The 18871-nt window shown below is 57.7% G+C and carries 15 protein-coding genes and 1 tRNA gene; 12 read left to right on the top strand and 4 right to left on the bottom strand.

The window, feature by feature from the left end; translation table 11 throughout:
* Window positions 1-28: 28 nt before the first annotated feature.
* Window positions 29-922, bottom strand: a complete 894-nt coding sequence (locus WG622_RS00175; protein ID WP_339401734.1) for a LysR family transcriptional regulator — start codon at window positions 920-922, stop codon at window positions 29-31.
* Window positions 923-1095: 173 nt separating this feature from the next.
* Here WG622_RS00175 and urtA point away from each other — a divergent pair, with 173 nt between their 5' ends.
* The 6 genes from urtA to WG622_RS00145 all read left to right on the top strand — a co-directional run bounded on the left by urtA (window position 1096) and on the right by WG622_RS00145 (window position 8124).
* Entirely contained in the window at window positions 1096-2358 is a 1263-nt protein-coding gene (gene urtA / locus WG622_RS00170; protein WP_339401733.1) for an urea ABC transporter substrate-binding protein, read from the top strand.
* Window positions 2359-2421: 63 nt separating this feature from the next.
* The gene (gene urtB / locus WG622_RS00165; RefSeq protein ID WP_339401732.1) at window positions 2422-4365 is read left to right on the top strand and encodes an urea ABC transporter permease subunit UrtB; all 1944 of its coding nucleotides are present in this window, start codon (window positions 2422-2424) and stop codon (window positions 4363-4365) included.
* A 4-nt stretch (window positions 4366-4369) separates the two neighbouring features.
* The gene (gene urtC, locus WG622_RS00160) at window positions 4370-5548 is read left to right on the top strand and encodes an urea ABC transporter permease subunit UrtC (protein ID WP_339401731.1); all 1179 of its coding nucleotides are present in this window, start codon (window positions 4370-4372) and stop codon (window positions 5546-5548) included.
* A complete protein-coding gene (gene urtD, locus WG622_RS00155) occupies window positions 5548-6288 on the top strand; it encodes an urea ABC transporter ATP-binding protein UrtD (protein ID WP_339401730.1) in 741 nt (246 codons plus the stop codon). Before urtC ends, urtD begins: the two co-directional genes overlap by 1 nt.
* 1 nt (window position 6289) lies before the next feature.
* Entirely contained in the window at window positions 6290-6985 is a 696-nt protein-coding gene (gene urtE, locus WG622_RS00150; protein ID WP_339401729.1) for an urea ABC transporter ATP-binding subunit UrtE, read from the top strand.
* A 191-nt stretch (window positions 6986-7176) separates the two neighbouring features.
* Entirely contained in the window at window positions 7177-8124 is a 948-nt protein-coding gene (locus tag WG622_RS00145) for an NAD(P)-dependent oxidoreductase (RefSeq protein WP_339401728.1), read from the top strand.
* Window positions 8125-8139: 15 nt separating this feature from the next.
* Here the strand turns inward: WG622_RS00145 and WG622_RS00140 are convergent, their stop codons facing one another.
* Window positions 8140-9135, bottom strand: coding sequence for a phytanoyl-CoA dioxygenase family protein (locus WG622_RS00140; protein WP_339401727.1), 996 nt, complete (start codon window positions 9133-9135; stop codon window positions 8140-8142).
* 138 nt (window positions 9136-9273) lie between these two features.
* On the opposite strand from WG622_RS00140, the gene WG622_RS00135 reads away from it, so the two are divergent.
* Window positions 9274-10164, top strand: a complete 891-nt coding sequence (locus WG622_RS00135; RefSeq protein ID WP_339401726.1) for a LysR family transcriptional regulator — start codon at window positions 9274-9276, stop codon at window positions 10162-10164.
* Between the two features lie 157 nt (window positions 10165-10321).
* Window positions 10322-10395 (top strand) — tRNA-Gly (locus WG622_RS00130).
* Between the two features lie 38 nt (window positions 10396-10433).
* Here WG622_RS00130 and WG622_RS00125 read toward each other — a convergent pair.
* Entirely contained in the window at window positions 10434-11345 is a 912-nt protein-coding gene (locus tag WG622_RS00125) for a LysR substrate-binding domain-containing protein (protein ID WP_339401725.1), read from the bottom strand.
* Between the two features lie 121 nt (window positions 11346-11466).
* On the opposite strand from WG622_RS00125, the gene WG622_RS00120 reads away from it, so the two are divergent.
* The 4 genes from WG622_RS00120 to amaB are packed head-to-tail and all read left to right on the top strand — an operon-like array spanning window position 11467 to window position 17417.
* Window positions 11467-12681 carry an acyl-CoA dehydrogenase gene (locus WG622_RS00120; protein WP_339401724.1) on the top strand — a complete coding sequence of 405 codons (1215 nt, stop codon included), beginning with the start codon at window positions 11467-11469 and terminating at the stop codon, window positions 12679-12681.
* A gap of 9 nt (window positions 12682-12690) precedes the next feature.
* The gene (locus WG622_RS00115; RefSeq protein WP_339401723.1) at window positions 12691-14880 is read left to right on the top strand and encodes a dehydrogenase E1 component subunit alpha/beta; all 2190 of its coding nucleotides are present in this window, start codon (window positions 12691-12693) and stop codon (window positions 14878-14880) included.
* On the top strand, window positions 14877-15902 hold the full coding sequence (locus WG622_RS00110) for an ACP S-malonyltransferase (RefSeq protein ID WP_339401722.1): 1026 nt from the start codon (window positions 14877-14879) through the stop codon (window positions 15900-15902). The genes WG622_RS00115 and WG622_RS00110 overlap by 4 nt, the downstream gene beginning before the upstream one ends.
* A gap of 12 nt (window positions 15903-15914) precedes the next feature.
* On the top strand, window positions 15915-17417 hold the full coding sequence (gene amaB / locus WG622_RS00105) for an L-piperidine-6-carboxylate dehydrogenase (RefSeq protein ID WP_339401721.1): 1503 nt from the start codon (window positions 15915-15917) through the stop codon (window positions 17415-17417).
* Window positions 17418-17460: 43 nt separating this feature from the next.
* On the opposite strand, the gene WG622_RS00100 is transcribed toward amaB, so the two are convergent.
* On the bottom strand, window positions 17461-18846 hold the full coding sequence (locus tag WG622_RS00100; protein WP_339401720.1) for an FAD-binding oxidoreductase: 1386 nt from the start codon (window positions 18844-18846) through the stop codon (window positions 17461-17463).
* Between the last annotated feature and the right edge of the window lie 25 nt (window positions 18847-18871).

Raw genomic sequence — 18871 nt, 5'->3', positions numbered from 1 at the left:
AAGCGCGCCCGAAACGGCGCGTTTCTTTTTATTGAAACGCCTCGCTAAAGATTTCCTGAAAGGCGTGGGCTGCGAAACTTAACCCGTGATCATCTGATCCCACGAGACAGAAGTTACAGGTCCCGATCTCTCGGCGCAGCAAGCTTGTGCGTTTGTAGCCCGAAATCTGTAGAGGTGCCGGCCCCGGATTGACCACAACAGAAATCCCGATCACCGCCGAAAACGCATGTTCAAGAAAGCGCGACATATCGGGGCCTCGGTAATGGATCAGCGTGTCGATCCGGTTCTTGTCAATGGCGGCTTCGATCCTCTTGGTGACTTCAGTATTGGCCGGCGGCAGGGCCAGTCGAATGCCTTGAAACTCGAAGATCCTCAGCTCGTCGTTTTTGCCCAATCCCAGACCCAATGGCACAAAAGCCGCGATATCCACGTCTGCGCCATGGAGGATCTGAATGCCTTTGCGCAGAACAGGATTCACAAAAAGCGCCAGCTCGATGCTTTGCGTGTCCAGCGCGCGATAGAGGGCATCTTGCGACATCAGCCGCTCGATGGTCACATCGATCTGGGAATGGTCGCGCTGAAATTTGGCGATCATGTCATGCAGGATCGACTGATCAAAGTCCTCACTGATGCCGACCCGCAGTTCACCGACTCGCAGACCTTTCATCGCCGAGATTTGTTGGCGTACGCGATTAAACCCCGACAATTGGTTCATTGCGAAGTTCAAAAACAGCTCCCCTTCCGAGGTGAGTCGCACGCCCTTTGTGACCCTCTCAAAGATCTGAATATCCAGATCCAACTCTAAAGTTTGGATATGTCTGTTCAGCGCAGAGGGCGAAATTGCCAGAGTTTCAGCCGCTTTTCGGATCGAGCCAGATGCGGCGATGGCCCTTACATATTTGAAGCTTTGCAGGTGTTTCATGTGATCTAGCTGCCAAAGTGGTGCAAAAAACGCAACACCTTGCGCAAATCTTTGAGGCAGACCGACGCACATTAACGAATTAATGAAGCTTTTGGGGAACGCCACCAGTCCTTTCTATCCCGAAGGCGGCGCTTCTGACGAACTACGAAAATGCCCCCAAGGAGGTACATGTGATGAAAAAACTACTGCTCGCTTCTGCCATTTCCGCAGTCGCCGCATCCGCTGCAACCGCTGACATCAAAGTCGGTGTTCTGCACTCTCTGTCCGGCACCATGGCGATTTCCGAGACCACTCTGAAAGACACCATGCTGATGCTGATCGACCAGCAAAACGCAAAAGGCGGCATCAACGGCGAGATGCTGGAAGCGGTCGTTGTGGACCCTGCGTCTGACTGGCCACTGTTTGCTGAAAAAGCACGTGAGCTGCTGACCGTCCACGAAGTCGACGTGATCTTCGGCAACTGGACGTCTGTTTCCCGTAAGTCCGTTCTGCCTGTGATCGAAGAACTGAACGGCCTGCTGTTCTACCCTGTTCAGTACGAAGGCGAAGAGTCTTCCAAGAACGTCTTCTACACCGGTGCTGCGCCAAACCAACAGGCGATCCCAGCGACTGACTACTACCTGGAAGAACTGGGTGTTGAGAAATTCGCGCTGCTGGGCACCGACTATGTTTACCCACGCACCACCAACAAGATCCTCGAGCAGTACCTGAAAGACAAAGGTATCGCAGCTGAAGACATCTTCGTGAACTACACCCCATTCGGTCACTCCGACTGGTCCAAGATCGTTGCTGACGTTGTGGCTCTGGGTGCAGACGGCAAAAAAGTTGGCGTGATCTCCACCATCAACGGTGACGCGAACATCGGCTTCTACAAAGAGCTGGCAGCGGCTGGCATCTCTGCAGATGATATCCCAGTAGTCGCCTTCTCTGTGGGTGAAGAAGAGCTCGCAGGTCTGGACACCACCAACCTCGTTGGCCACCTCGCAGCATGGAACTACTTCCAGTCCGCAGAAGGTGACGCGAACGCGGACTTCATCGACACATGGAAAGAAACCATGGGTGCAGAGCGCGTGACCAACGACCCAATGGAAGCACACTACATCGGCTTCAACATGTGGGTGAACGCGGTCAAAGAAGCAGGCACCACTGACGTGGACGCAGTTCGTTCCGCAATGTACGGCCAGGAATTCCCGAACCTGACCGGCGGTACAGCGGTTATGCTGCCAAACCACCACCTGGCGAAACCAGTTCTGATTGGTGAAATCCAAGAAGACGGCCAATTCGATATCATCTCGCAGACTGCAGAAGTTCCAGGCGACGCATGGACCGACTTCCTGCCAGAATCTGCGGTACTGAAGTCTGACTGGAAAGACCTGGGTTGCGGTATGTACAACACCGAAACCGAGACCTGTGTTCAGATCAAATCCAACTACTAATCTGACCTGACCTCTGGCCCCGGGGGCGCGATCCCCGGGGCCTTTTTCTTGGAATACTCCCCTATGCTCCGTGTCCTGACGCTTTTCTTGGGCTTGCTGCTGGCCGTCCCTGCCTTCGCGCAATCCTCCCTTTACGACGCTCTGGCTGACCAGACAGCTGGCCTTAAAAAACCGTCCTCCAAGACCATCGAGACTGTGATCTCGGGTCTGCAAGACAGCGGCGCCCCTGGTGTCGCGAATTTCCTGACCAAGCTGCAAAGCAAAGAGGTCTGGTACCGCAAGTCTGATGACAAATTTTTCTTTGTCGCGACCGACGACAAAAAGACCTACCGCCTGATCGATATCGAAAGCGGTGAGGTCGTGGCCGAGGTCGCAAAGAAAGAGATCAAACAGATCAAACCGAACTCTGGCGTGCGTGCCAAGATCGACGGGGCTTTGGTCGCCTTTCGTCTGACCGACGCAGACCCTGCGGTGCGCGATGCGGCTTTGGTCGGCATCAGCCGCGATCCCAAGGCGAAAGATCTTGCGCCTTTGACTGCAGCTCTCGCGAGCGAAACGGACCCCGACCTGAAAGCGCGCATGGAGCGCCTGTCGCGCATTCTGACCGTGAGTTTTGGCGACACAACCGAGGCCCGCGTCGCAGCTATCGAAAGTTTTGACGGCGATCTGGGTCTCGATGCCCGCGCGGTTCTGAACCCTCTGGTTACAACAAAGCTTAAGGCGGCGCCCGAAGTCGGCGTGGATGAAAACGTCGCTAAAACCTTGCGACTTGGCAATGACATCAGCGAAGAGGAGGCCTTTGCCCTTTTGGTAGCATCTGGTCTTGCTCAGGCCCAGCCAACTAAGGACGACATCAAAGCTGCTCTGAAAGCCAATATCGATGGCGACACTGTTGGGGGGGTGATGGTCGCAGACCTTGGCACCGATGAGGCCCGTCTGGCGGCCTATATGGCCCTGGCCGCTTCTGGCGAAGTGCCCGCGATCCTCACCTCTGAGGCCAAAGCCGAACTTTTGGCGAGCGCCACCTATTACGAGGTCTATGCCGAGGCTGACCCCGCCGTGACAGCCGCCGCTGTAGAGGCGCTGAGCTCTATCAGCACGGCCGTGGGTGTTTCGCAATTCATAGACCTTGTGCTCGATGGGATCTCACTCGCGTCGATCTATTTCCTTGCAGCGATTGGTCTGGCGATCACCTTTGGCGTCATGCGCGTGATCAACATGGCTCATGGTGAATTCATCATGATGGGCGCTTACACGGGCTACGTCGTGCAGCAGATCATCCCGAACTACACCGTATCTCTGATCGTCGCGATCCCGGCGGCATTCGTGATCACCTTCGCAGTTGGTGTCGCGATGGAGCGTCTGGTGATCCGTCACCTCTATCACCGTCCTCTGGAAACTCTGCTAGCGACTTTCGGCATCTCGATTGCGCTGCAACAGATCGCCAAGAACATCTTTGGCACACAAGCGCGCCCCCTCACCTCTCCGGGCTGGCTGGATGGAGCGCTGGTGTTTAACGATGTGATCGCCATCTCATGGATCCGTATTGCGATCTTTGTGCTGTCGGTGATCTTCTTCCTTGGCCTTCTGTTCGTGCTGAACCGCACCCGTCTGGGCCTTGAAACCCGCGCGGTCACGCAAAATCCGCGTATGGCAGCTGCCATGGGCATCAACCCGGATCGCATCAATATGCTGACCTTTGGGCTCGGCTCTGGCATCGCGGGCATCGCTGGCATCGCCATCGGCCTTTTCGCCAAAGTGACCTCGGAGCTTGGCTCGGACTATATCGTCCAGAGCTTTATGACCGTGGTTGTCGGCGGCGTCGGCAATATCTTTGGCACGCTCGCAGGTGCCACAATGATCGGCTTCCTTCAGAAGGGCATCGAATGGTTCAACCCGTCCAACACATTGGCGGCGCAGACCTATATGATCATCTTCATCATCATCTTCATTCAATTCCGGCCGCGGGGCATCATCGCCCTCAAAGGCCGCGCGGCAGGAGATTGATCCAATGAACGGACTTCTCACCAAATTCCTGCTGAAGAACCCCTCAGTCCTGGTGTTCCTTGGCGCCCTCGCTCTCTTCACCGCCTTTGTCTCTGTTGGATCAGAGGCCTTTGGCTGGGGCTTTATCTCGACCTCTTTCGTCAAGACCTTAGGCAAGACGCTCTGCTTCTGCCTGATTGCCATCGCGATGGATCTGATCTGGGGCTATTGCGGCATCCTCAGCCTCGGGCATTTCGCCTTCTTTGGGCTGGGCGGCTATATGCTGGGCATGTGGCTGATGTATGCCCGCACCGAGATCATCGTGCAGACTGCAATGTCCAACGAGGTCATTCCCCCCACCGATCAAGAGGTCATCGACGCCATCGGCACGCAGATTTTTGGTGTTGTGGGTGGATCCGACTTTCCGATGATCTGGGCCTTTGCGCATCTCTTCTGGGTGCAGCTAGCGCTGGTTGTGCTGGTGCCCGGCATTCTGGCGCTGGTCTTTGGCTGGCTTGCTTTCCGTTCCCGCGTGACCGGGGTTTATCTGTCCATTCTGACTCAGGCGATGACCCTGGCACTCTCGCTTTACCTGTTTCAGAACGACAGCGGCCTGAGAGGCAACAACGGTCTCTCAGGCCTGCAAAACCTGCCTGGTCTGGATGATGTCTCCCAAGACATCGTGTCCATGTGGTTCTTCTGGGCGTCCGCCTTTGCACTGGGTCTGAGTTACCTGTTGGTCAAACTGATCACCGAAAGCAAACTCGGCAATATTGTGCGCGGCATTCGGGATGACGAGGCACGGGTGCGATTCCTGGGCTATAACGTCGAAGGCTATAAGCTCTTTGTCTTCGTGCTAACGGCGATTATCGCTGGCATTGCAGGCGCGCTCTATTACCCGCAGGCGGGGATCATCAACCCGGCGGAAATCGCACCGATCGCCTCGATCTATCTGGCGGTTTGGGTCGCAATCGGCGGGCGTGGCCGCATCTATGGCGCGGTTATTGGCGCGGCTTTTGTCTCGCTCTTGTCCACCTGGTTCACGGGCGGTCAAGCGCCCGACATCCCGCTGGGCTTCTACACCATCAAATGGGTCGACTGGTGGCTCGTCCTCTTGGGCCTCAGCTTTGTCATCGTCACCCTCTACTTCCCCAAAGGCATCGGCGGCCTGTTTGACCGGCTCGTCCGCAAAGGAGACGCATAATGGCTGAACTTCTCGAAGTGAACGGCATCTCTGTCACCTTTGACGGCTTTAAGGCGATCAACAATCTGGCCTTTAGCATTGGCTATGCCGAGTTGCGCGCGATCATTGGACCGAATGGGGCTGGCAAAACCACCTTCATGGATATCGTGACAGGCAAAACGCGGCCTGATGAAGGCTCCGTGCTTTGGGGTGAGAAATCCATCTCGCTTTTGTCGAAATCCGAAAGCCAGATCGCCAACCTCGGCATTGGCCGCAAATTCCAAAAGCCCACGGTTTTTGAAGACCAATCCGTCCGCGACAACCTGATGATGGCGCTGAAAGCCAAACGCACCCCTTGGGCGGTTCTGTTTCACCGCGGCAGCGATGGCGAGACGGCACGGATCGAAGAGCTTGCAGCCGAGATCGGCCTCAAAGACGCGCTGGACCGCCGCGCCGGAGACCTCTCTCACGGGCAAAAGCAATGGCTGGAAATCGGCATGCTTCTGGCGCAAGACCCACAGCTCTTGCTGGTGGACGAACCCGCCGCCGGCATGACCGTGGATGAGCGCAACAAGACCACAGAAATCCTCAAGCGCGCCGCTAAGACACGCGCCGTTGTGGTGGTGGAACATGACATGGAATTCATCCGTAACCTCGACTGCAAAGTGACTTGCTTGCACGAAGGTTCAGTGCTGGCCGAAGGCTCGCTGGATTTCGTGACCTCTAACAAGGACGTCATCGACGTCTATCTGGGACGCTGACATGCTGGATCTGCAAAATATCACTCTGCATTATGGTCAGAGCCAAATCCTCTACGATGTGAACCTGCAGGCCGAGACCGGCAAGATCACCTGCCTCATGGGCACGAATGGCGTCGGCAAAACTTCTTTGATGAAAGTCATCTCGGGCACCCACGCCCACTCCGGCGGCACCTATAAGTTGGATGGCGAAGACCAAGGTCGCGCAGCCGCACATGTTCTGGCACGACGTGGCGTGGGCTATGTGCCTCAGGGGCGCGACATTTTCCCCCTGCTCACTGTGCGCGAGAACATGGAAATCGGCTTTGCCTGTCTCGATAAATCCGAACACAGCCTGCCCGAGCAGATGTTTGAACTTTTCCCTGTGCTCAAGGAAATGCAACACCGTCGCGGCGGAGACCTCTCCGGCGGCCAACAACAGCAGCTCGCTATTGCGCGCGCGCTGATCACCCGGCCTAAGCTCCTTTTGTTGGATGAACCCACAGAGGGCATTCAGCCCAACATCATCCAACAGATCGGCCGGGTGATTTCCTATCTCAAGGACCAAGGCGAAATGGCGATTGTTCTCGTGGAGCAATATTTCGAGTTCGCCTATGGGCTTGCGGATCATTTTTACTCGATGCGCCGCGGTGAGATCATTCTGGACGCCGCCAAAGGATCAGTTCCAAAGTCCAAAGTCTTGAAAACACTGAGCGTTTAAGGCTTGCGAAAAACAAAATTTCCGCGCCCTCTTGGCCTCGCCAAGAGGGCGTTTTTTGTAGCCTCATCGATCGGCCAATTATCTTGGGCCTTAGCACATGCAAAATGCATTTCTTTAAGACCCGTCCCTGTGCAACGCTGACACAAAATACAAATGAGTCACGCGCGTGAGCCAGACAAGGGAGTGCGAAATTGAAAGTTGGGTTTATTGGCCTCGGCAATGTCGGGGGAAAGCTATCGGGGTCTTTGTTGCGCAATGGGGTCGATCTGACGGTTCATGACCTGAACTCGGAATTGGTTGATGCCTTTGTGGCAAAAGGTGCCAAAAAGGCCGAAGGGCCTGCACAACTTATGGCCGATTGTGATGCGGTGATCACCTGCCTGCCCTCGCCCGCAGCCTCGGCGGCCGTCATGGACGAAATGCTGCCAGAGGTCACTGACGGCAAAATCTGGATGGAGATGTCCACGACTGATGAGGCCGAAGTCAAACGTCTGGGCGCCAAGGTGATCGAACGCGGGGGCGCGGCGGTGGATTGTCCGGTCTCTGGCGGATGCCACCGCGCGGACACCGGCAATATCGCCATATTCGCGGGTTGTGATCGCGCGACATTTGACCGGATCCTACCCTTTCTAAAAACCATGGGTCGGCGGATTTTGCATACGGGCGAGCTTGGCTCTGCCTCAATCCTCAAGGTCGTGACCAACTATCTGGCGACGGCGAACCTTGTGACCTGCTGCGAGGCTTTGGTGACCGCGAAGGCGGCGGGAATGGATTTGAACACCGCGTATGAGGCGATCAAAATCAGCTCGGGCACCTCATTTGTGCATGAAACAGAAAGTCAGGTCATCCTGAACGGCTCGCGTGACATTTCCTTTACCATGGACCTTGTGAAAAAGGACGTAGGCCTCTTTCAAGAGGTCGCGGATCGCGCCAATGTGCCGTTGGAAATTTCGCCGATGCTGATCAATATTTTTGACGACGGGATCGCGCGCTATGGGGAACGCGAGCTTTCTCCGAACATCATCAAACGGCTCGAAGAGGCCACGGGTCTGGACATCCGCGCGCCGGGCTTCCCGCCGGAAATGACGGACGATGAACCCGAAGAGCCAGGCTATGAGGTCGTGCCTCAGGGCAAATGACCCAAGCGCGGCGGCTTAACACACCGCCGCGTCGTTCCAACGAGTGTCCTCAAACAACCGGCCCTTGTGCTGGCCCGTGAGAATTCTTTGTCGCGCGGCCTCCCATGACGCAGCCCATGCCGCGGCATCGGTAAGCACCTGATCAGGGCGCTCAGCACTGCGCGCAACAAACCCGGGAAAAGCCGGGCGTCCGCTGGCCTGACCCGTCGGGTGATAACGCAGATCCATGCTCCAGCGCAGACCGTTTGAGAGGTTGGGCAAGGCGCGATGCACGTTCATCTTGTGAAACAGAACCGCGCCACCCTTTTTCACAGGTAAAGGCGTACCTTCGCGGCCACCCATGACTTTGTCAGGCACTTGAGGTTCGCGCGCGATGGCGGCGTTGGAGCAATGCACTTTCGGCCCCTCACGATGCGACGCCGGAATGGACGTAAGGCAGCCGTTTTCAATCGTCGCCTCTGTGATCGCCAACCAGACCGTGATCTGATGCGTGTCATCAGCCTCTTCAAACAAGGCGACGATGTCCTGATGCCAAGTTGTTGCGCCCACGTTGGAGTGGCCCGCTACCGCATCATGCAGGCCTTTGGCAGGCGGCTTCATCCGCATTTGCTGGACCGGGCTTGCGTAAATCTCGGGCCCAATCAGAGCCTCAACCACATCGAGCACCTTGGGATGGCGCATCAAATCAAAGACTGCAGGGCCCGCGTGTACATGGAAGGTTTCCGGATCAATGCCTTCGTTGAGCAAGGGCAATGATATGTTCAAATAGTTGGTCAGGTCGGGATACTCCGCAATCATCGCGGCGTATCGCACCCCAAAATCAAGGTCTTCATAGGTCTTGCTGATCTTGCCCTTTTGAAAAAGTTCCGATGCCAGTCGATCCAGCAGCGCCTCATATTCCTCTTCAATCGCAACAAGATCCTCGGGCGGCACAAGGCTGTCGATGGCGAGAAACCCATCTTCTTCGAAAGCGGCGATTTGGGCGGACGTCAGGGCTGAAGGTTCGGACATGTCGATCTCCTTGCGCGGGCTTCGATGTGGCGTTCTGTCTTGAATAAAGCGTGGCATTGCCTCCGCAGCTAATCAAACGTAATCTTTCACCCAAAAGACCCCCAAAAATTGGAGGCTCTGTCAGAGTGCACACGCCCAATGCCCAATAAACTGCCCCCTCTTCCCGCTCTTCAGGCCTTTGAGGCTGCGGCCCGCCATGAGAACTTCGCCGCCGCTGCGCAAGAGCTGAACCTCTCGCAATCGGCGGTCAGTCATCGGGTGCGTGGGCTCGAGCATCATTTGGGCTATCCGCTGTTTGAACGCCTGCCCCGCGGGTTGCGACTGACCGAGGCCGCCAAGGCCTATTTGCCATCGGTGCGGCGGGCGTTTGAGGATATTCTCAGCGCCACATCCGGCGTCTTTGGCCATCGCGGCGGCAAGACACTGCATCTGCGGGCACCGGTCAGCTATACGGCGCTGTGGCTTGGGCCTTTGGTCACGGAATTCACGCGGGAATTTCCGAGCATCCGGGTCAATCTGTCCAGTTCCATATGGGTGGATCGGCTTGCAGTTGGAGGCACCGATATCGAGCTGCGCCTTGGGCGCGGTCATTGGCCGGGCTATGAGGCGCGACCCTTGTTCCATGATGCGTTGGTGCCAGTCTGTTCTGCCGAGACGGCGAAGGAACTGGGTATCCCTGCGACGCCGCAAGCCATTGCCCAGCACCCGCTGGTGCATGTGATGGGCCCCGAGGATCAATGGTCCAAGTTCTTTGCCCACTACGACGTGGATCGTCCAACCAACCCCACGGATATCGGCGTGGATTCTTCCATGGGGGCCTCAGAGATCACCCTGACCAGCAATCGCGTGACTCTAATGCAGGAAAAGCTCGCGGCGCGGGTACATTCGAGCGGTCGGCTCGTCGCTTTATCACATCTGAGCGTGCTGCCGGACGAGGCCATGTATTTGTTGACACCGGTTACAACGGAGCCGCGCAATGCCAGCGCGGTGCTGTTTGAAAACTGGCTAAAAGACAGGTTGGTGCCTTAGCGCAAGCCACTAAAGCGCAGCGTTCAAACTACACCCAGAGCGCATAGAAAAACCGAGGGAATCTGACCAAACTTACTCTTGCATGGCAAAGACCCAGATTTCTGGCGAATAGGTGTTGACCTCAATTTGCGGATAAAATACTTCGTCATCCTACTGAGCGGGTATGGTGAAATGGTATCATAAGAGCCTTCCAAGCTTAAGGTGCGGGTTCGATTCCCGCTACCCGCTCCAGAAACTCCCCAATGAATTAAGCGATATTTGCCAAGCTCTTAGCTTGCAGTGCTACGCTGTTTGAACGACGCACGGGCTTCGCGGCGAATCCAGGTCTTGAAGGCCTCGGCCATGAGATTCACCTCACCTGCACGTGTTGCTACGAAATAGGATTGCCCTTGCGATTTTGGCCGCCCCAGAACTTTCAGAGCGCCCCCGGTGAGTTCGGTTTCAATCAGGTAACTGGGCACAATTGCTGCGCCCATACCCTCGATTGCGGCGGCAATCATAGTTGAGAACTGATCAAAGAGCGTCCCCCGCATGATATCATCCCGCGTGAGCCCGAGATCCGCGACGTACTGAGGCCAGGCGCTCTTGCGGCTGAGAAGGTGCAGGCGGGGTAAGCGAATAATGTCTTTGGGAGACGTCACCTGAAACCGCGCGACCAAGTCCGGCGCGGCGACGACGGCAAGGTCCTCTGGGCAGAGTTCGGCAAGCGTGATGCCGCCCCATTCCTCGCGGCCAAACTGGATTGCCAGATCAATGCCTTCGGCGGCCAGATCAAAGGGTTCGGCGCGGCTGTAGAAGGTGAGCTGCACGTCCGGGTATTGCTTTTGGAAACTCGGAAGACGCGGCACCAGCCAACGGGTCGCGAAGGTGGGCAGCACTGCGATGGACAGGATCTTGCCCCCCTGCCCAGCCGCGCGGGCCAGTGTGATCGACTGCCTGAGGCGCTCCAAGTCCGGCGACAGGCGATCTGCAAAACTGCGGCCCGCGTCCGTCAGGGCAATCCCGCGTCCTTCGCGGCGAAAGAGCGTCACGCCCATCAGGGCCTCCAGCTCTTTGATCTGACGGCTGATCGCGCCTTGGGTCACCTGCAGCTCTTCGGCCGCGACGGTGTAGCTTTGGTGTTTTGCGGCCGCCTCAAAACAGCGGAGGACCGAGGTAGATGGCAGGTTATCGGGCTTCATTCATGAGTAATACTCACGCATTTATGCAAAATACCAGTATTTTTATACATGAAAGGCGCACGTAAGATCCCCACGACGCGCCCGAGAGGGCGCAAGATGTTCAGCCAAAAGGGAGATAGGCGTGGCGCATTCTGATCAACCTGGTTTCGGTCCCGACCTTGCAAGTTTTGATTGGGAGGATCCTTTTCTGCTGAAAGATCAGCTGGATGAAGACGAGCGGATGCTGTCAGAAGCCGCGCATGTATTCGCGCAGGAGAAGCTGTTGCCGCGCGTGACAGCGGCCTATGCCGAGGAACGGGTCCAGCCTGAAATCTTTGCCGAAATGGGTGAGGCTGGGCTTTTGGGCGCCACGATTTCCGAGGATCTGGGCGGCTTGGGCGCAAATTACGTGACTTACGGCCTGATCGCGCGCGAGGTTGAGCGGGTCGATAGCGGGTACCGGTCGATGATGTCGGTGCAGAGCTCTTTGGTGATGTATCCGATTGACGCCTATGGATCGGACGCCCAGCGCCAGAAATACCTACCGAAGCTCGCCTCGGGTGAATGGATCGGATGTTTTGGCCTGACGGAACCAGACGCGGGATCAGACCCTGCTGGAATGAAGACCCGCGCGACCAAGGTCGATGGCGGCTATGTGCTGAACGGCTCCAAGATGTGGATCTCCAACAGCCCGATTGCGGATGTTTTTGTGGTTTGGGCCAAGTCTGATGCCCATGACGGCAAGATCCGTGGCTTCGTTCTGGAAAAGGGCATGAAGGGGCTGTCTGCGCCGAAAATCGAGGGCAAACTCTCGCTGCGCGCGTCGGTCACGGGCGAGATTGTCATGGAGGGTGTCGAGGTCGGCGAAGATGCGCTTTTGCCCGGAGTTCAAGGGCTTAAGGGGCCGTTTGGATGTTTGAACCGGGCGCGGTACGGGATCGGCTGGGGCTCGATGGGGGCCGCAGAGGATTGCTGGCATCGGGCGCGTTCATACGGTCTGGATCGCAAGCAGTTCGGCAAGCCTCTGGCGCAGACGCAACTGTTTCAGAAAAAGCTCGCAGATATGCAGACAGAGATCACCTTGGGCCTTCAGGCAGCACTGCGTGTGGGGCGTTTGATGGATCAGGGCAAGGCCGCGCCTGAGATGATCAGCCTGATCAAACGCAACAATTGTGGCAAGGCATTGGACATCGCGCGCCATGCACGAGACATGCATGGCGGCAATGGCATTAGCCAGGAATTCCATGTGATCCGCCATGCGGCCAACCTCGAGACGGTGAACACCTATGAAGGCACTCACGATGTGCATGCGTTGATCCTTGGCCGCGCGCAGACGGGCCTGCAGGCGTTTTTCTAGGAGGCTTTGATGGATCGCGCGGCGATTGTCGAAGAGAACTTCCTGAGGCGCGTGGCAGCGGGCGATATGCCGGAGGGCGCGCCTGCCGCAGGGCCGCTGGGGAATGCGGATGCGGTTGGCCTGTTTCATGCGCAATGTCTGAGCCGAGCGCTGGATCTGCAGAGCCGTGCCATGCAGAGCAAGCGGCAGGGGTTTTACACGATTGGCTCCTCGGGCCACGAAGGTTTATCGGCCATTGCATGGGCCTTGCGCCCCACCGACACGGCCTTTTTGCATTATCGCGATGCGGCCTTTCAGATCGCGCGGTCTATGCAGGTGCCGGGGCAAAATCCAGCGTGGGATATGCTCTTGTCCTTTGCCTGCTCGTCCGAGGATCCGATCTCTGGTGGGCGGCATAAGGTGTTGGGGTCCAAGGCGCTGAATATCCCGCCACAGACCTCGACGATTGCCAGTCATCTGCCTAAGGCGGTGGGCGCGGCCTATGCGATTGGGGCGGCAAAGCGGCTGAGGCCCGAACATACGGAATTCCCTGAGGATTCAATCGTCTACTGTAGCTTTGGCGATGCCTCCGCAAACCATTCCACAGCCCAAGGTGCGTTCAATGCGGCGGGCTGGGCGGCTTATCAGTCGGTGCCGATGCCTCTGTTGTTTTGCTGTGAAGACAATGGGATCGGGATTTCGACCAAAACGCCCACGGGCTGGATTGCCGCGAATTTCCAGAACCGCCCGGGGATCAAGTATTTCCATTGCAACGGGCTCGACATCTTCGAGACCTACCGTGTCGCGCAAGAGGCCGCCGCCTATGTGCGCAGCCTGCGCAAACCCGCGCTTTTGCATGTCAAAACCATCCGCCTTTACGGCCACGCCGGTGCCGATGTCGCGACCTCTTACTTGCCCAAAGCCGAGGTTGAGGCGCAGGAGGCCAATGACCCTCTGTTGCATTCGGTGCGCCTGCTCAAAGAGCGAGACGCGGCCGCGCCGAGCGACTGCCTAAAGATCTATCAAGACACCCGCAAACGCGTGGCTCGGATCGCTGGCGAAGTCGTCACCCGCCCGCATTTGAAAACCGCCAGGGACGTCATGGGCTCGCTGATCCCACCCAAACGCCACTGCGCGTCGACCAACGGGCCCTCTGAGGCCGCGCGGGCTGAGGCTTTTGGTTCTGACCTGCGCGCCATGGGCGAGCCGCAGATCATGTCCAAGCTCATCAACTGGGCGATGACAGATCTGATGCTGACCCATCCAGATATCGTCATGATGGGCGAGGATGTGGGCCTGAAAGGCGGCGTCTATGGCGTGACGCAAAAGCTGCAACAGCGGTTTGGAGCGGACCGGATGATCGACACGCTGCTGGATGAGCAGAGCATCCTTGGGCTGGCGATTGGCATGGGGCAGAACGGTTTTACGCCGATGCCTGAAATCCAGTTTCTGGCCTATCTGCACAACGCCGAGGACCAGATCCGCGGAGAGGCCGCGACCCTGTCGTTCTTTTCCAAGGGACAGTTCACCAACCCGATGGTGCTGCGGATTGCGGGGCTTGGCTATCAAAAGGGTTTTGGCGGGCATTTCCACAATGACAACTCGATTGCGGTTCTGCGCGACATTCCCGGGGTGGTCCTGGCGATCCCGTCGAATGGCGCGGATGCCGCGAAAATGCTGCGGGAATGCGTGCGGTTGGCGCGCGAAGAGCAGCGGGTTGTGGCCTTCCTCGAGCCGATTGCGCTCTATCCGATGCGGGATCTGCATGAGGACAAAGACGGGGGCTGGATGCAGACCTACCCCGCTCCGGATGAGACCATCGCGCTTGGCGAAGTGGGCTTGGATGGGGATGGAGCTGACTTGGCCATCGTCACCTTCGGGAATGGCACCTACCTTAGCCACCAAGCGCGTAAAGTTCTTGAGGCCAGGGGGATCAAAACCCGGATTATCGACCTGCGCTGGATATCTCCCCTGCCGAAAGACGCGCTGACTGCGGCGGTTGAGGGCTGTAAGAACGTATTGATCGTCGACGAAACCCGTCATTCTGGCGGTGTGGCCGAGGCCCTGATGGCGCATTTCCATGAGATCGGCGTTGCGCGACTGGCGCGGGAAACCTCTGAGGACAGTTTTATTGCGACAGGGCCGGCCTTTGCAGCCACCATGCCATCGGCGGAGAGCATTGCGGAAGCAGCTCTGGCCTTGGTGGAGGGCGCGCGATGACGACCGTTGTAGTGATTTGCCCTGGACGCGGGACCTATAATGCGGCGGAGCTGGGGTATTTGGCACGCAATTTCCCCGACGCGGGTCTGTTGGACGCTTTTGATGCGCAACGCGCGGGTTTGGGACAGGAAAGTCTGCGTGCGTTGGATGGTGCGGATCGTTTCACCCTGTCCAAACATACGCGGGGGGACAATGCCTCGGGTCTGATCTATGCCGCGACCTATGGGGACTTTGTATCGATCAAGGGCGACATCGAGGTGGTCGCGGTGACGGGGAATTCGATGGGCTGGTATTCCGCGCTGGCCTGTGCGGGGGCCGTGACGGCTGAGGACGGGTTCAAGATAGCCAATACGATGGGCAGCTTCATGCAAGAGGCGATGATTGGCGGGCAGTTGATATACCCCTGGGTGGATGAGAACTGGGTGCCTCTGCCTGCGTTGCGTCAAACGCTGTTGGGTTTGGTAGCCGAGATTGATGCGCGCGCGGATCACGTTCTGAGCGTCTCGATTGATCTGGGTGGCATGTTGGTGCTGGCTGGGAATGCCAAGGGGCTCGAGGCTTTTGAGCAGGCGGTTGAGCCCGCGCAGGAGCGGTTTCCGATGCGATTGGGCAATCATGCGGGGTTTCATTCCGCGCTTCAGGCTCCTGTGTCCGAGCGCGGGCGGGCTGCCCTGCACGCTGCGCTTTTCGGGCAGCCGGATCTGCCGATGATCGACGGGCGCGGACATATCTGGTGGCCCGGTGCGAGCGATCCGAGCGGATTGTGGGACTATACCCTGGGACACCAAGTCACTGAAACTTATGACTTTACCGCCGCGATCACCACCGCTGCGCGTGAATTCGCGCCGGATATGTTCATCGTGACCGGCCCCGGCACCACGCTGGGCGGCGCCATTGCGCAATCGCTGATCCAAGCCGATTGGCAGGGCATGCGCAACAAAACCGATTTCAAAGAGAAACAGGACGCAGGCCCTCTGCTTGTGTCCATGGGAATGGAGAGCCAGCGCGCGCTGGTCACCTAAGAGGAGAAAAACATGTCTCATATGGAAATCCTGAAGGCCTCTGGTTTTGGCGAGGCAGAGCTTGGTGGCGGCACTTTGTCGGTCGCAACCCCCGTGGATGGGTCCGAGATCGCCAAGCTGTCTGAGCATTCGGTGGCTGAGGCCAATGCGATGATCGATAAGGCCCATGACGCCTTCCTGAAATGGCGCACGGTCCCTGCCCCGCGGCGTGGTGAATATGTGCGTCTGCTGGGCGAAGAACTGCGGCGCGAGAAGGACAATCTGGGTGCTTTGGTGACGCTGGAATGCGGGAAGATCCTTCAGGAAGGCCTCGGCGAAGTGCAGGAAATGATTGATATTTGCGACTTTGCGGTGGGTCTGTCGCGTCAGCTTTACGGGTTGACGATTGCCTCAGAGCGCCCGGGGCATTCCATGCGCGAGACCTGGCATCCGATGGGGGTCTGTGGCGTGATTACCGCCTTTAACTTCCCTGTTGCGCCATGGTGCTGGAATGCGGCTTTGGCGCTGGTCTGCGGGGATCCGGTGATCTGGAAGCCTTCGGAAAAAACCCCGCTGACAGCGCTGGCGGTGCAAAAAATCTGCGAGCGGGTCTCTGCGCAATTTGGTGATGACGCACCCGACGGGCTGACCCAAGTCTTGGTTGGCGAACGCGAGCTCGGCGAAGCAATGACCGCGCACAAGAAGGTCGCGATCATTTCGGCGACGGGTTCTGTGCCCATGGGCCGCGCGGTGGCGGCGGATATGTCCAAACGTCTTGGCAAAACCATTCTGGAACTGGGTGGCAACAATGCCATGATCGTGGCCCCTTCAGCGGATCTGGAGATGGCTTTGCGGGCGATTGTGTTCTCGGCCGTTGGCACTGCGGGGCAGCGATGCACTACGCTACGCCGTTTGATCGTGCATGAGGACGTCTATGACGCTTTGGTACCGCGTCTGATCAAAGCCTACGAAGGGCTGCCCATCGGAGATCCTCTGGCGGATGGCACGCTTGTCGGGCCTCTGATCGATGATCAGGCGCTGCGTGCAATGGATGCGGCACTTGAGAAGGCGAAATCAGAAGGCGGCACGGTGCATGGCGGCGGCCAGGCTCTGAGCGACAGCCACGGGGCCGCGGCCTATGCCAATCCGGCGATTGTCGAGATGCCGAGCCAGAGCGAAATCATGCATCACGAGACCTTCGCGCCGATCCTCTATGTGGTGAAATACAAGACGCTGGAACAGGCGATTGAGATGCAGAACGAAGTCCCGCAGGGTCTGAGTTCCTGCATCTTCTCAACTGACGTGCGCGAGACGGAATTGTTCCTATCCGCTGCGGGGTCTGATTGCGGGATTGCCAATGTGAATATCGGGCCTTCGGGTGCGGAAATTGGTGGGGCTTTCGGCGGGGAAAAAGACACCGGTGGTGGACGTGAAAGTGGGTCGGACGCGTGGAAAGCCTATATGCGGCGTCAAACCAATACAGTGAATTATTCCCGAGAGCTGCCACTGGCTCAGGGGATCAAGTTCGACTTCTAAACCCTTGTAATAAAAAGAAAGGCCCGCGCACTGCGGGCCTTTTTCAATTGATCTGAACCATTTTGCCTGGGTTCATGATGTTGTCTGGATCAAGTGCTTTTTTGATTGTCGCCATGACATTCATCGCTGCGCCATGTTCCTCGATCAGATAGGGCATTTTGCCTGTGCCGACCCCGTGCTCTCCGGTTACGGTGCCTTCGAGTTCCAGCGCCATCTTGTTCAGCGACGAGGCCAGCGATTTCGCCTTTGCCAATTCCCCTGGGTCTTCGGGATCAATCAGGATGGAAAGGTGGAAGTTTCCATCCCCAACGTGACCGACAACCGGGGCCAGAAGGCCAGCCTCTGCGATCTCGGCTTTGGTGCGGTTGATGGCTTCGGCCAGCGCGGAAATCGGCACACAAACGTCTGTCACAACGGGGCGCGCGCCCTGACGCAGGCTCATGGCGGCGTAATAGGCGTTGTGGCGGGCTTCCCAAAGGCGGTTGCGGTCCTCGGTTTTGGTGGCCCATTGAAAGGCCTCTCCGCCGAATTCGGATGCGATGTCACCGAAGGCTTCGACTTGCTCGGCGACACCGGCGTCTGATCCATGGAACTCTAGGAAAAGATGCGGCTTTTCGGGGAAGCTCAAGTCGGGGTTATAGATATTCATCCCCTTCATCTGCACCTCGTCCAAAAGCTCAATCCGCGCCATGGGCAGGCCGGATTGAATGGCGAGGATCACCGAGTTCACCGCATCATCAACCGTTGGAAAGGCGCAGGTTGCGGCTGAGATCGCCTCTGGCTGACCATAGAGCCGAACAGTCAGCTTGGTGATGATCCCAAGGGTGCCTTCCGAGCCGATCATCAGCTTAGTCAAATCATACCCAGCCGAAGATTTCCGCGCGCGGGAGCCGGTTTCGATGATTGTGCCATCCGCCAAAACGACCTCTAGCGCCAAGGTGTTCTCGCGCATTGTGCCGTAGCGCACCGTATTCGTGCCGGATGCACGCGTCGCCGCCATGCCGCCGAGGGTGGCATCGGCTCCGGGATCGACGGTGAACATAAGGCCGGTTGCGCGCAGCTCGGTGTTGAGCTGCTTGCGCGTGACGCCTGGTTGCACCACGGCGTCCAGATCCTCGGGGTTAACCGCGAGAACCTTGTTCATGCGGCTGGTGTCGATCGAGATGCCGCCTTGGATTGGTATCACCTGCCCTTCCAGAGAGGTCCCGACCCCATAAGGCACCACTGGGCATTTATAGCGCGCGCAGACTTTCACGATCTGTGAGACCTCTTCGGTGGTTTCAGGAAAGGCCACCGCGTCAGGCTGAGCAGGCGTAGCATAGGCCGCATCATGACTGTGCAGATTGCGGATCGAGCTGCCTGTGGACAGGCGTTCACCCAGCAGAGCCTTGAGCTCTGAAATCACCGTTTCGATTGAATCAAGTGCCATGCGTGTCTCCCTCTTGTGGGCGATC

Origin of the sequence: Cognatishimia coralii (assembly GCF_037478305.1) — a bacterium.
Taxonomy (GTDB): Bacteria; Pseudomonadota; Alphaproteobacteria; order Rhodobacterales; family Rhodobacteraceae; genus Cognatishimia; species Cognatishimia coralii.
Note: the sequence above shows the minus strand (reverse complement) of the source record. Positions and strands in the feature narration are given on the sequence as shown.

Bases quoted from the DNA above. Each gene is read 5' to 3' on its own strand.
- WG622_RS00175 (WP_339401734.1), bottom strand. From the start codon at position 922: ATGAAACACCTGCAAAGCTTCAAATATGTAAGGGCCATCGCCGCATCT.
- urtA (WP_339401733.1), top strand. From the start codon at position 1,096: ATGAAAAAACTACTGCTCGCTTCTGCCATTTCCGCAGTCGCCGCATCC.
- urtB (WP_339401732.1), top strand. From the start codon at position 2,422: ATGCTCCGTGTCCTGACGCTTTTCTTGGGCTTGCTGCTGGCCGTCCCT.
- urtC (WP_339401731.1), top strand. From the start codon at position 4,370: ATGAACGGACTTCTCACCAAATTCCTGCTGAAGAACCCCTCAGTCCTG.
- urtD (WP_339401730.1), top strand. From the start codon at position 5,548: ATGGCTGAACTTCTCGAAGTGAACGGCATCTCTGTCACCTTTGACGGC.
- urtE (WP_339401729.1), top strand. From the start codon at position 6,290: ATGCTGGATCTGCAAAATATCACTCTGCATTATGGTCAGAGCCAAATC.
- WG622_RS00140 (WP_339401727.1), bottom strand. From the start codon at position 9,135: ATGTCCGAACCTTCAGCCCTGACGTCCGCCCAAATCGCCGCTTTCGAA.
- WG622_RS00135 (WP_339401726.1), top strand. From the start codon at position 9,274: ATGCCCAATAAACTGCCCCCTCTTCCCGCTCTTCAGGCCTTTGAGGCT.
- WG622_RS00125 (WP_339401725.1), bottom strand. From the start codon at position 11,345: ATGAAGCCCGATAACCTGCCATCTACCTCGGTCCTCCGCTGTTTTGAG.
- WG622_RS00115 (WP_339401723.1), top strand. From the start codon at position 12,691: ATGGATCGCGCGGCGATTGTCGAAGAGAACTTCCTGAGGCGCGTGGCA.
- WG622_RS00110 (WP_339401722.1), top strand. From the start codon at position 14,877: ATGACGACCGTTGTAGTGATTTGCCCTGGACGCGGGACCTATAATGCG.
- amaB (WP_339401721.1), top strand. From the start codon at position 15,915: ATGTCTCATATGGAAATCCTGAAGGCCTCTGGTTTTGGCGAGGCAGAG.
- WG622_RS00100 (WP_339401720.1), bottom strand. From the start codon at position 18,846: ATGGCACTTGATTCAATCGAAACGGTGATTTCAGAGCTCAAGGCTCTG.